13 protein-coding genes are annotated in these 12431 nt (G+C 67.4%); 8 read left to right on the forward strand and 5 right to left on the reverse strand.

Annotated features, from left to right (window positions below; translation table 11 throughout):
- Nucleotides 1-67 precede the first annotated feature (67 nt).
- Entirely contained in the window at nucleotides 68-643 is a 576-nt protein-coding gene (locus tag ACH47Z_RS23540) for a TerD family protein (protein WP_399076694.1), read from the reverse strand.
- Nucleotides 644-810: 167 nt separating this feature from the next.
- Here ACH47Z_RS23540 and arfB point away from each other — a divergent pair, with 167 nt between their 5' ends.
- Together arfB and ACH47Z_RS23550 are read left to right on the forward strand one after the other, a co-directional pair.
- The gene (arfB, locus tag ACH47Z_RS23545; protein WP_399076696.1) at nucleotides 811-1248 is read left to right on the forward strand and encodes an alternative ribosome rescue aminoacyl-tRNA hydrolase ArfB; all 438 of its coding nucleotides are present in this window, start codon (nucleotides 811-813) and stop codon (nucleotides 1246-1248) included.
- Nucleotides 1249-1340: 92 nt separating this feature from the next.
- Nucleotides 1341-2204 (forward strand): sigma-70 family RNA polymerase sigma factor, encoded by an 864-nt coding sequence (locus tag ACH47Z_RS23550; RefSeq protein ID WP_399076698.1) that lies wholly within the window; start codon nucleotides 1341-1343, stop codon nucleotides 2202-2204.
- 200 nt (nucleotides 2205-2404) lie between these two features.
- On the opposite strand, the gene ACH47Z_RS23555 is transcribed toward ACH47Z_RS23550, so the two are convergent.
- Nucleotides 2405-2977, reverse strand: coding sequence for a flavin reductase family protein (locus ACH47Z_RS23555; protein WP_399076700.1), 573 nt, complete (start codon nucleotides 2975-2977; stop codon nucleotides 2405-2407).
- A gap of 277 nt (nucleotides 2978-3254) precedes the next feature.
- Between ACH47Z_RS23555 and cdgB the strand changes: the two genes are divergently transcribed.
- Complete coding sequence (gene cdgB, locus ACH47Z_RS23560) at nucleotides 3255-4910, forward strand: diguanylate cyclase CdgB (protein WP_399076703.1); 1656 nt, start codon at nucleotides 3255-3257, stop codon at nucleotides 4908-4910.
- A 119-nt stretch (nucleotides 4911-5029) separates the two neighbouring features.
- Complete coding sequence (locus ACH47Z_RS23565) at nucleotides 5030-5968, forward strand: carbohydrate-binding protein (protein WP_399076705.1); 939 nt, start codon at nucleotides 5030-5032, stop codon at nucleotides 5966-5968.
- A 285-nt stretch (nucleotides 5969-6253) separates the two neighbouring features.
- Here the strand turns inward: ACH47Z_RS23565 and ACH47Z_RS23570 are convergent, their stop codons facing one another.
- On the reverse strand, nucleotides 6254-6673 hold the full coding sequence (locus tag ACH47Z_RS23570) for a hypothetical protein (protein ID WP_399076708.1): 420 nt from the start codon (nucleotides 6671-6673) through the stop codon (nucleotides 6254-6256).
- 628 nt (nucleotides 6674-7301) lie between these two features.
- Here ACH47Z_RS23570 and ACH47Z_RS23575 point away from each other — a divergent pair.
- Entirely contained in the window at nucleotides 7302-7457 is a 156-nt protein-coding gene (locus ACH47Z_RS23575; RefSeq protein ID WP_399076710.1) for a hypothetical protein, read from the forward strand.
- Nucleotides 7458-8170: 713 nt separating this feature from the next.
- Here the strand turns inward: ACH47Z_RS23575 and ACH47Z_RS23580 are convergent.
- Entirely contained in the window at nucleotides 8171-8581 is a 411-nt protein-coding gene (locus ACH47Z_RS23580; RefSeq protein WP_399076712.1) for an ATP-binding protein, read from the reverse strand.
- Between the two features lie 194 nt (nucleotides 8582-8775).
- On the opposite strand from ACH47Z_RS23580, the gene ACH47Z_RS23585 reads away from it, so the two are divergent.
- The 3 genes from ACH47Z_RS23585 (at nucleotide 8776) to ACH47Z_RS23595 (ending at nucleotide 11092) form a co-directional block, all read left to right on the forward strand.
- Entirely contained in the window at nucleotides 8776-9660 is an 885-nt protein-coding gene (locus ACH47Z_RS23585; protein WP_399076714.1) for a helix-turn-helix domain-containing protein, read from the forward strand.
- A gap of 6 nt (nucleotides 9661-9666) precedes the next feature.
- Nucleotides 9667-9897, forward strand: coding sequence for a DUF397 domain-containing protein (locus ACH47Z_RS23590; RefSeq protein ID WP_399076716.1), 231 nt, complete (start codon nucleotides 9667-9669; stop codon nucleotides 9895-9897).
- Nucleotides 9898-10255: 358 nt separating this feature from the next.
- Nucleotides 10256-11092 (forward strand): hypothetical protein, encoded by an 837-nt coding sequence (locus tag ACH47Z_RS23595; RefSeq protein ID WP_399076718.1) that lies wholly within the window; start codon nucleotides 10256-10258, stop codon nucleotides 11090-11092.
- Nucleotides 11093-11457: 365 nt separating this feature from the next.
- On the opposite strand, the gene ACH47Z_RS23600 is transcribed toward ACH47Z_RS23595, so the two are convergent.
- Complete coding sequence (locus ACH47Z_RS23600; RefSeq protein WP_399076720.1) at nucleotides 11458-12387, reverse strand: 1-phosphofructokinase family hexose kinase; 930 nt, start codon at nucleotides 12385-12387, stop codon at nucleotides 11458-11460.
- Between the last annotated feature and the right edge of the window lie 44 nt (nucleotides 12388-12431).

The following is a 12431-nucleotide window of genomic DNA, read 5'->3' on the forward strand; positions in this document are numbered from 1 at the left end:
GACTGGGCGGCAGGGCCCCGGGTCGTGGCCGGCCATCACCCGGGGTCCTCACTCATGACGGCGTGCGTCAGACGTTGACGCCGAAGTCCTGGGCGATGCCGACCAGGCCCGAGGCGTAACCCTGGCCCACCGCGCGGAACTTCCACTCCGCGCCGTTGCGGTACAGCTCGCCGAAGACCATCGCGGTCTCGGTGGCGGCGTCCTCCGAGAGGTCGTAGCGGGCGATCTCGGCGCCGCCGGCCTGGTTCACGATGCGGATGTAGGCGTTGCGGACCTGGCCGAAGTTCTGGCCGCGGTTCTCGGCGTCGTAGATGGAGACCGGGAAGACGACCTTGTCGATGTCGGCCGGGAGCGCGGCCAGGTTGACGTTGATCGCCTCGTCGTCGCCCTCGCCCTGGCCGGTGAGGTTGTCACCGGTGTGGACGATGGAGTTGTCCGGGGTCTGCTTGTTGTTGAAGAAGACGAAGTGGGCGTCCGAGTAGACCTTGCCCTGTGCGTTGACCGCGATGGCGGAGGCGTCCAGGTCGAAGTCCGTGCCGGTGGTGGTGCGGACGTCCCAGCCGAGGCCCACGGTGACGGCGGTCAGGCCCGGAGCCTCCTTGGTGAGCGAGACGTTGCCACCCTTGGACAGGCTTACAGCCATTCTTGGGAGTCCCTTCCCTTGGTTCGGTACGGCATCAGTCGAAAAGCTACAGCTACCCCTATGAACGCCAAGAGGGGCCGGGAAGGTTCCGGCTCTCTTTACTTTCTTTACCCGATTTCCTTCACCCGGGATATTTCGCGTGACGTGGACCGGTCACTCGGGCGACCATGGTGGACATGTCCGGTCCTTACGTCATCCGTGGCTCCGTCTCGCTTCCCGAGGCCGAGCTGATGTGGCGTTTCTCCCGTTCGTCGGGACCCGGCGGACAGCACGTCAACACCAGTGACTCTCAGGTGGAGCTGCGCTTCGACCTGGCCCGCACCGAGGCGCTCCCTCCGGTGTGGAAGGAGCGGGCGTTGCTGCGGCTGGCCGGCCGGCTCGTCGACGGAGTCGTCACCGTCCGTTCCTCCGAGCACCGCTCCCAGTGGCGCAACCGCGAGACCGCCGCCGTACGACTCGCCGCGCTCCTCGCGGAGGCCAGCGCGCCTCCGCCCAAGCCCCGCAGGCCCACCCGCATCCCGCGCGGTCTCAACGAACGCCGGCTGCGGGAGAAGAAGCAGCGCTCGGACACCAAGCGCGGCCGCTCGGGCCGCGACTGGTCGTAGGGCGCGGCGCGGACCCCCGTCACACTTCCGGCGTGCCGTTCGTCAGGGAGAGTGCGAGACCACCTACGGCGACGGAGAGGCCGACCCCACCGATGAGCGAGCACGAGCAGCAGCACCACGACGACGTCGACACCCTCGCCGTACGGTTCGAGGCGTACCGGGGGCATCTGCGGGCGGTCGCCTACCGGATGCTGGGCTCGGCCGCGGAGGCCGAGGACGCCGTGCAGGAGGCCTGGTTCCGGCTGAGCCGGTCCGACACGAGCGAGGTGCAGAACCTCGGGGGCTGGCTGACGACCGTCGTCGGCCGGGTCTGCCTCGACATGCTCCGCTCCCGGCGCACCCGGGGCGAGGAGCCCCTGGACACCTGGTACCCGGCGGCGTCGGCCGAGCCGGACCCCGAGCGGGACGCGCTGCTCGCCGACTCGGTCGGCACGGCCCTGCTCGTCGTCCTCGACCAGCTCACCCCGGCGGAGCGGCTGGCGTTCGTGCTGCACGACCTGTTCGGGGTGCCGTTCGAGGAGGTCGGCGGGATCCTCGGGCGCACCCCGGCCGCCGTGCGGCAGCTGGCCAGCCGGGGCCGGCGCCGGGTGCGGGGCGCCGACGCGCCGGAGACCGACCTGGTGCGGCAGCGGGCGGTGCTCGACGCCTTCCTGGCGGCGGCGCGGGACGGCGACTTCGAGGGACTGCTCGCCGTCCTCGACCCGGACGTGCTGGCCCGCGGCGACGCCGGTACGTCGATCGGCGCGATCGGGGTCGCCTCCGGCGCGAAGAACTTCGCCCACCTGGCCGCCCTGTCGCGTCCCGCGCTGATCGACGGCGCCACCGGCCTGGTCCTGTACGCCGACGGCCGCCTGGAACGCGTCCTGACCTTCACCTTCGTCGCCGACCGCATCACGACGATCGACATCGTGACGGACCCGGCCAGGCTGGCGGAGCTGACGATCGAGCCGGCGTAGCGAAGGCTCCCTGCCGGAGGGTGGGTCGCTTGCTCGCGCGTGCGGGGTGTCGCCTTTGCGGCGGTGCCTCGAAGCCGACGGCGCCGCAGTTCCCCAGGGGCGCGGGGCTGTATCGATATGCGGCTCCGCCGCGTGGGCGCGAGCAACCACAACGGACCCGCACCCGGCGACGACGAGCAGCCCGACGGCGAGCGACCGGCTCACCCCAACTGCCGGTACCGCCCCCGGAAATACATCAGCGGCCCACCCTCCGCGCCAGGCATTCGCGCAGCGAGCACGCGGCCGATGACCAGGGTGTGGTCGCCGGCGGGCACGCGTTGCTCGGTGCGGCACTCCAGGGTGGCCAGCGCGCCGCCCATCAGGGGGGCGCCGCTCACCTCGCCGCGGACGTAGGGGATGTCCTCGAAGAGCAGCCGGTCGCTGATGCGGCCCCGCATCGAGAAGCGGCCGGCGACATGGCGCTGGCTCTCGGCGAGGACCGAGACCGCCCACAGGGGCTGCTCGGCGAGCAGGTCGTCCATGCGGGAGCCCTCGCGCAGGCTGACGAGGACCAGTGGCGGGTCGAGCGAGACCGACATGAAGGCGGTGGCGGTCATGCCGACGTCCTCCATGCCCGGCGCGTCCGGGTCGTCCGGGTCGAGCGGCGGTTCCTGAGCGGTCACCAGGACCACGCCCGCGGCCAGCCGGGACATCGCGGCCCGGAACTCGTCGTTGCTCACCCCCTCAGCATGCCCGGAAGGGGTGAGGGCGGTGGGGGAGGCGGTCTTCAGCACGCCGGAAACGCTAGTCTCCGCCCTGCGTGGGCCACATCGGGCCTCCGCCCGAGCCGGGTCCTAGGTCCAATGGACCAATTGTGCGCACGCCCACAAAGCTTGCGTTCAGTAAACGCACGTGTGAAATGCAGAAACTCCACTCAATTGTTCACGTTCATCTGTGACTTGAGTCACAAGGGGCAAGAATTGTTGACCCTGTGTACCGAGTGCGGAGCGCGCTGTGATTCAGTGGCGGGGAACCCTTGATTCGTCGCGAGGTCTCGGGGGGAGGGTGAGTATGGAGACCGAGTCGGAGCCGTATGTCCGTCTTGCGTCCCTGCGGCAGTTGCACCAGGTCATGGCCGACATGAACACGGCACGCAGCCTGGCGGACACACTGCAGACCGTCGCCGACGGCGTCGTACAAGCCCTCGGGTACGAGATGGCGTGCGTGAACCTCGTCCGCCAGGACGGTGACCTCGTCGTCGCCGCGTTCTCCGGCAACTCCGCCGCCGAGGCCCTGATCACCGGCCGGGTCGGCTCCCGCGAGTCCTGGGACCGCCGCCTGAGCATGGGCGAGCGCTGGGGCGACCTCATCTTCATCCCGCACACCGAGGGCTGGGTGCTGGACGACGACGACGTACCCCAGTGGTACACGGACGGGCCCGCGCCCCGCTTCGAGGACGAGTGGCACCCCTCCGACCGCCTCTTCGCCCCCATGCTCACGCCCGGCGTGCAGGGCGGCTCCTCCGGCGAGCTGCTCGGCGTCATATCCGTCGACCGGCCGCGCAACGGCCGCCGGCCGGGCGCCTGGGGCCGCGAGGCCCTGCAGATGTACGCCTTCCAGGCCGCCATCGCGATCAGCAACGCCCGCCTGCGCGCCAACATGCAGCGCGCCCTGGTCCGCCTGGAGCGCGAGCAGCAGGCCCTGCGCGCCAGCGAGGAATCCTTCCGGCAGGCCTTCGAGTACGCCCCCTCCGGCATGGCCATCGCCGAGATGGGCGGCGACCAGCACGGCCGGATCCTGCGCACCAACGACGCCCTGTGCCGCCTGCTCGGCCGCCCGGCCTCCGCGATGCGCCGCTACTCCTTCTCCGACCTCGTCCACCCCGAGGACATCGGCACGCTCCTGAGAACCTCCGCCGAGGGCGGCCGCGCGGAACTCCGCCTGGGCCGCCGGGACGGCACGTACGTCTGGGTGTCGTTGCGCAACTCGGTCGTGGCGGACGCGGCCGACGGCCCCCGCTTCCTCCTCACCCACGTCGAGGACATAGAGGAGCGCAAGCGCCGCGAGCTGCAGCTGGCCCACCGCGCCTCCCACGATTCCCTCACCGGCCTGCCGAACTCCGCCGAGCTGCGCTCACGCCTGTCGGCCCGGCTGTGCCAGCGCCCCTCCCAGCCCGGCGCCCTGGACTCCCTGGACGCGGCCTACGGCCACCCCGTCTTCGACAGCCCCGCCGGCCACGGCTTCGACTTCCGGCCGGGCACGGAGGGGTACGACGCCTTCGACCACCATGTGCACACCGCCGCGCCCGAGGACGACCGCGACGACGGCACCAAGGGCCTCGCGGTGCTCTTCTGCGACCTCGACGGCTTCAAGTCGATCAACGACCGCTTCGGCCACAACGCGGGCGACGCGGTCCTGATCGAGGTGGCCCGGCGCCTCTCGCGCGGTGTCCGTGACGGTGACACGGTCGCCCGCCTCGGCGGCGACGAGTTCGTCATCCTCGCCGACGGCCTCGGCAAGGCCGACGCCCAGGACCTCGCCGTACGGCTGCGCAACGAGATCATCCAGCCGATCCGGGCCGAGGACCGGGCCGTACGGGTGGGCGCGAGTTTCGGCATCGGGTGGGCACACTGCGGCATGACGGCGGACGAAGTGTTGAAGTCCGCCGACGAGCGGATGTACGTAGAGAAACGATCTCGTCCCAAAGCGCACCGACGCGCGGGATGATCCGCAGGTCAGCGAGTTGATGCGGGCCGAGTGACCCGTTTGGCTCAGCCAGAGCGGGTAGGCTCGCTACTCCATACCCCTATCGCATCCGCCCGCACCTGCTGAGGAGTACACGAGCGATGACGCCCGGCGACAACGGCGCGAGCACGCCCGAGGACGACGACCCGTTCGGCTATCTCTACGCCGACGGCCAGGCCAGAGGAGCCCAGCCGCCGTCCGGCGGTTACGGCTACCCGAACTCGGTCAGCAGAGTGCGTGCGGTCGGCGAGCGCCAGTACGGCCAGCAGGCCCCGTACGGCCAACAGCCCACGTACGGCGGCCAGGGCGTGCCCCACCAGCAGGGCGGCTACGGCCAGCCCAACGCCCACTACCAGGCCCCTGAAACCCTCCCCGGCGGCGCCCCGACCAGCCGGCAGCCGGTGCAGCCCGCCCCCGCCCGCCGCGGCCCCAACACCAAGGGCCTGCTGATCGGCGCGATCGCGGTCGTCGCGGCGGTCGTCATCGGCATCAGCGTGGCGATGATGAACGGCAACTCCGGCGACAACAAGGCGGGCGGCGACTCCTCGCCCTCGCAGTCCGGCTCGCAGAGCTCCCAGCCGAGCCAGTCGCCGAGCAGCAGCGCGTCGGCGGACCTGCCGAAGACCGACGCGAACGCCCTCCAACTGGTGGGTGGCGCGGCGAAGGCCTCGGACGTGAAGGGCGCGCAGGCCGTGGGCGGCGTCTACGTCGGTGGCCTGAACACAGTGGGTGCCTCGGTGACGTGGACGGTGAACGACGTCGCGGACGCGGGCACTTACACCTTGCTCGCGCGGTACAACAACCCGGGTGCGGACCAGAAGATGACCCTCACCATCAACGGCGAGAAGTACGGCAGCGGTTTCAATTTCGCCAACTTCACGCACCAGTCCGACCCGACGCAGGCGTGGACCGAGAGCTACGCCTATCCAACCCTGAAGCAGGGCTCCAATACGATCTCGCTCTCCTGCCAGCCCGGCGACAAGTGCAACATCCTGCTGGACCAGCTCTGGCTGAGGAAGGGCAAGGTCGGGCGAAGCTAAGCCGCGTTGACCTCTTCGATCGCCCACATCTTCCCCAGCAACTCCTCGGAGTTGAGATTCGTGGACGCGGGGGTCGCGGAGCGACTGTGTATTCTCCGGAGCCGGTGAAGCTGCCGAATCGGTCTGTGGTTCTTGCGTTGGATCACCGATCGGCTGTGGCGGGTACGGGACATCAAGCAGAACGGTGATGTAGCACAAAAAGAGTTCCCGTGTCGTAGCGGTGAGAAGTAATATCGACACAGCTACGAGGCGGGGACTCTTCTTGTGCTAACTTCGAGCAGGTGATCAACCGTTGACTGTCCATTTGGTGCAGGAATTAAGAAGGGTGCCGCCCTCAAACCGGGCTACCTGAATGCCCGCATTGAAGATGCCGCTATCATCTTTCGCTGTTGTATTGATGTCTTGGGTGGTTCCTTGTCCGCCGTAATTGCCGTGCCACGCCCAATAGTGGGTCGTGTTGGTCGCAGTCTTCGTGAGTAGACGGATCTTCACTTCATGGCCATCGGCGAGGGAGTCGTAGATCGACATGTCGGCCTCGATGTGGTCCGTCGCCCCGTAGAAATTAGGGACGGTCAAGCCGCCGCCTGCGCCAGTTGTGGTGCAATACGCCTGGAGTGTATACGCGGATGCTGGAGTAGCGGTAACGAAGCCAGTGATTATCGCTGAGCTCAGGATGGCAGCAGCTGTGGTGATGCGCTTCTTCATAACCTTCTCTCTCGTGGAGTGAATCACTCACTGGCGCAGGTCAGTTAATCGATCTGACGTGAGCAAGTCAACTCAAAATGAGAGTCAAGCCATGATTGTGGCGATTTTATGTCGCCGCTCCGCCTGGCGTGGCTGAAATGCACTCAAAGAGCACCTTGTACGCCCTCGGGGCAGGGCGAGCAGGCCCTCCGACCGGCGAGGCGACTACCCCTGGCCGCCCAGCGCCGGGCGTCCTGCTTGGTACGCAACGACTTTCTGGGAACTGGTTGGTTCACCCAGTTCATTGGTGTTCGGCTTGACGATGACAGGACGGGCGGCGACCCCGCAGAGCCGAGTTTCCCGCTGCTGTCCAGCAGTCGTTTCCTCGTGGACAGACGCTCCCCGCGTCTCGGTGATGACTTCTCCAAGGCGAACGCTCTCACTGAGACGAGACCGCCCGCAGCGACCTCTGGACGTGGAAAACAGCATGGCGCGACTTGCTCATGGCTGGATCACATACAAGCGCACTTGAGTCGGCGTCCAGTGTGGCGCCCCGCATCGCCCGAACGCAGCACGATTCGGCCGTCCTGTCACCACGCACCTCTCACTGCCAGGATCCCGTCAAAGACCTGGTGGGCGAGGGCCGCGTATGCGGCTGCCGAACTCGGCCCTGTGGCCGGCCGATCCGAGTGCATCGTGGACACCGAGCCGTACCGCAAGCTCGGCCGAGCTGTTCTCGGTGATCGACCTGGGGGACGTCGAGGCGTTGCCGAAGTGCATCGGCTACGCGATTGACAAGCTCTGATCACTTCATTACTACGATGAGGGCGCCCAGCGTGGCATGGCCGCACCGGGCGCTCTCATCGTGCGTCAGTCGTCGGCGCCTACGACTTCGCAGCGCGGGACCGCGCCTCGTGGATGGCCTCGCGCAGCGGCACCGCTTCGGCGCACTCCTCACCCGGGCTGAACCGACACCCTGCGGTGCACTTCCTTATGTGGGTGGCCCAGGCAAGCCACTCCTGTTCGTCCGCCAGGTGCAGAACTGGAACGTCGCCGTCAACCATGGATCGCCCCATCGCCCAGGGCGACGAGCACGTACGCACGCACTGGGTGCTCTACGGCCCCGCACCGCCCCCAGTCGGGCGGCTCGACTCGATGCCCATGCCCGGTCTCGGCGGTCTTGCGGCCTCCCCAACACGCCTCCTCCGGCAGCAGAGGCAGCCCTCGCCCGCTCCATCGCAGTCGCTCGGCCTGCCTTGCCCAGCGCACCCAACGGGCTGCGTTCGGGTTGGGACACCAGTCCCGGGGCGCGGCTGGGGCAGAACTCCGCACCATTACTGTGCTGTTGGTTGCATCTGGGGGCCCGACCCGCATACACGACTGGCACCGCCTTGTCCGTAAGGCGCCCAGGATGGCGAGCACCCAGGCGATAGGGTTACGCACGTTGATGGCTCCTTGGCTCGCTGTTGACACTCCGCCCCGCGACGGCCTGCGATGCCGTTTGCGGGGCACCTTCGTTCACTTGTTGAATTCCTTCTCGGCCCACACGGTCTTCCCGACACGTTCCGGCCGCACGCCCCACTTGTCGGCCAGGGAGTCGACCAGCAAAAGCCCCCTTCCCTCACCGCTCAGGTCCCCGGGTTTGCCCAGCACAGGCATGCTGTCGCCCTGGGTGTCCCGTACTTCGATGCGGTAGACGCTGCCCGCCTTTTCGATGGACATTGCGACCTGCCGACCAGAAGTGCCAGGCACTCGTCCGTGAGTTACGGCGTTTGCCATCAACTCGCTGACAACAAGAGCCAGGTCGCTCGCGAATTCGTTCTCGCGAGCGATGCCGCAAGAGTTGAGGAAGGTGAGGGCGTCTGAACGGGCACGGGCTACGGACCGGTTGCTGGTGGGATACTGACGACGTGTGGTCGGTTCAGTCATGGCATTCAACCCCTCAGGGGGTGCAGCAGAGCGGACAGTGAGCGTCCGACTACGATCGGGATGCAGTCCTGCATCCGTAGGCGATCTGCATGCAACCTTGCAGTCAACGGTCACTCGTTTGAGTGCTTGCTGCGTCATGGGTCGACAGGCGTCCTGCACTCTGTTAGATGCCCGGATCGAGAAGGGGACTCCTCATGGCAACGCGCCGGATCTTGCAGCCGACCGCGCGTCAGGTGCGGCTTGGGTCCATCCTGCGAGGCTTGCGCGAGGAGGGCGGACACGGCAGCCAGGACATTGTTGCCCGCGAACTGGGCTGGTCTGAAGCCAAGTTGTCGCGCATCGAGTCCGGGCGAGTCGGTATCTCCGATCCGGACCTGCGCGCACTACTCGATCGCTACAGAGTTCAGGACCGAGGGCTTCGCGCTTATGTGGTAGACCTGCGCCACCGAGGGAACGTCCGCGGCTGGGAGACCGACATCCGCTCGGTGGTGAGCGCTGTGTACGCGGACTATATCGGCTACGAATCAGACGCATCAGACACTTACAACGTTCAAACCACCCTTGTTCCTGGGTTGTTGCAGACATACGACTACGCGGCTGCCGTACTTGATCAGCACTTCCCAGGCATGGATGAGGAAGAGCGAGCCGAAAGGCTGAGCATTCGGGCCAAGCGACAGACCGTCTTCGACCGGCCAAATCCGTTGATTTTCTGGGGAGTTATCTCGGAGTCGGTGTTCCGTCACGCCGTGGGTAGCCCCACGGTGATGGCCGAACAGCTCGAACATCTCCTCACTTTGGCCAAGGAATACCCCGGCACAGTAAACATTCACGTGCTGCCGGAGGCGTCGGGATCTCACGCAGCCCTGTTCGGCCCGTTCGTGGTTCTCGCCTTTCCTGAGCGCTGGGAACCTGACATCGTCTATTTGGAAGGTCTGACCGGTAACAGGTTCCTCGAAGAGACCGGGGAAGTTCAGGCGTACAGCAGACTGTTCAATCGCCTCATGATGTCGGCGTCTCTCCGAGGGGTTGAATCACTGGAACTCATCGAGCGCCACCTCAGCAATTACCGCAAAGGATAAGTAGACATGTCGCAGCACATAATCCCGAATGCCTCCACGCTGGCCGCCACATGGCAGAAGTCATCCGCCTCCGGAGGCGACGGCGATTGCGTCGAGTTCGCCGCCCACGACAAGGGCGTTGCCATCCGCCACAGCAAAGCCCCCAACGGCCCGGCCCTCCTCTTCACCCACTCCGAGATCGCCGCCATGCTCGCAGGCGCGAAAGCCGGCGAGTTCGATCGCTTCGCCCGCGGCTAGAAACCAGTCCGCCCCGCTCGCTCATGCGGCGGGGCTGAGTCGCGCCCGGACGTCAGTGCGGGCCAGGGCCAGCCATTGCCCCTCCCCCTGCGTCGAACGTCCAACGCATCGCGACGCCCAGTGGTAGTCTCCCCTTGGCCTTCAGGGGGCCTGTCCTGACGCTGAGTTGCCCCAGTGCAGCGTCGTTCACGGGATGAAGAAGCCTTAGCTTCACCGGGCTCGTGTTGTGTGTCCGATTGCACCTTCACCGGGTGCGCCGATCAGTTATCGGACGCTTCGGGGCAGCAGCGTTCGAGGACGGATCGTGCCGTGTCTGCTGGCGGACGCCTCTCCACCCGGGTCATGGTCTGCTCACCCCGTGGGAATCGCCGGTGTACGCCTGAGCCCGGGCAGGCCCATCGTGGTTTATCTCGACAGCCACGTTGAGCTTTCACGGGGCGAGGGCTATCCCCTGGCATGGCACGCCCTCGATCGCCTATTGCCGTACGTCGGCGGAGCTGACATTCAAGTAAACGGTGTCCTGGGGCTGCGCATTGCCGCAATCCGTGAGAACGACCTCCACCTCACTCTGGCGGAGACTGCGAGTCGCCTCATCCTCCGCGGCGTCCCCGGCACGAGATGGGAGGACTACCTCGACGAACGCTGGAAATCCATGGCCACGACGCACGACCTGCCTCAGTGGAAATCTTCCTCATTCACCGATTACGAACGGCAGGACGAGCAGTCGCATCCGCTGGTCCGGGGGATGGAAAAGGACATTGCATGGGTGGGTGCGGGTTTGCTGCGCAGGATCGCACTGTTCCACACGTCCAGCTCGGCGTACTCCACACGGTCATGGATGTCTGGCAGCGAGTGGATTTTCGAGCTGGACACACGCCGCGACGTGCGTCTCGATCACGACACGCTGCTTGCCAGGCTCACCGATCCCGTTTGGGGGCTGCCGCTCCGTATCATTGATCACCACTGCACCTGTGACGGCCCGCCTTTGGAGAACGACCACATACGGCAGTGCACTTACGACATGGCGCACAGTGACGGACCCGGACCCGGGCTCCAGTTCCGATTCCGATGGGGCCGCGCCGTCTACGACAAGGACGCCAGAGGACAGCTCCAAAGGCTCGGCGCCGATACTGGCTGGCTGAACCGTGTCCTTCCGACGGGCACGCAAGGCTCTCGCGGGGAGGTGGCCTCGTGAACTGGGACAGCATCACGCTGTACGTCTTGGCCTCCTTCGGTGTCGTCCTTCTCGTTCTCGGTCAGATACGCGAGTTGTTGGGGAAGCTTGTTGAGGTCGTCAGCGCCTGGCACGAACTACGGAGCTGCATGCGCCAAAGCTCCGAACCTCTCCGCGCTCCGTCTGCCTCGCAGCAGAGCCTCAATAATCGGTGACCCCTCATATGCCCAGACCCGTACGTCCACTGAGCCGCAATACGCTTGCGGTGTCCAGGCCGCCAGGGGAAGGGGCTTCCCCCTTGGGGCATGACGCGAAGGAACCGCACCCGGCGGCAGTCAGCCGTGACATCCTCACCGTTCATGACGATGACCTGGGGTCCGTGACGGTTAGGCCACACCGACCGCGCCGGTCACCGTCACCCGCCCCAGCAGCTCCTCATACGCCGCCCGGTCGAACTCGCCCGCCACGGGGGCCCGTACGGTCGCCGCCGACAAGGCCACCGCGCGGGCGAGCCGGTCCGGCCAGGGGAGGTGTTCCACCAGGCCCGACAGGAGGGCGGCGACCGCCGAGTCGCCCGCGCCCGTCGGGTTGCCGGGGACCGGGGCGGGTGGGGTGGCGCGCCAGCGGCCTTCGGGGGTGAGCGCGAGGAGGCCTTCGGCGCCCAGGGAGGCCACGACCGTGTGGGCGCCGCGGCGGCGGGCGTCCTGGGTGGCGCGCAGCGGCTCGTGGGAGCCGGTCAGTTCGGCCAGTTCGTCGGCGTTCGGTTTGACGATGTCCGGGCGGGCGGCCACCCCGCGGCGCAGTGGTTCGCCGCTGGTGTCCAGGAGTACGGGGACGCCGACGGCGCGGGCGGCCCGGACGAGGTTCCCGTACGCGCCGACCGGCACGCCCGGGGGCAGGCTGCCGCACAGGGCCACCGCCGAAGCGCCGGGCAGCAACTCCTCGTACCGGTCCAGGAAGCTGCCCCACGCGGCCGGCTCGATCTGCGGGCCCGGCTCGTTCAACTGGGTGGTGTCACCCGACAGTTCGTCCACGACGGCGATCGTGCGCCGGGTCGCCCCCGCGACCGGGAGCAGGGCGTCCGTCAGCAGGGGGATGCCGGCCAGCCGGTCGCGTACCTCGCGCCCGGCGCCGCCGCCCGCGAACCCCGTGACCGTCACCTCGTGCCCCAGCGCGGCCAGCACCCGGGCCACGTTCACGCCCTTGCCGCCCGGCCGCTCGATGACCTCCGAGACGCGGTGCGAGGCGTGCGGCCGCAGTGACCGTACGCGGTACGTGATGTCGAGAGCGGTGTTCAGTGTGACCGTGAGGATCACCCGGGCCGACCTCCCTCGATGTCCCTGCGCCTGCCATCGGTTTC

The sequence above is a fragment of the Streptomyces sp. NPDC020192 genome (assembly GCF_044388685.1).
Taxonomy (GTDB): Bacteria; Actinomycetota; Actinomycetes; order Streptomycetales; family Streptomycetaceae; genus Streptomyces.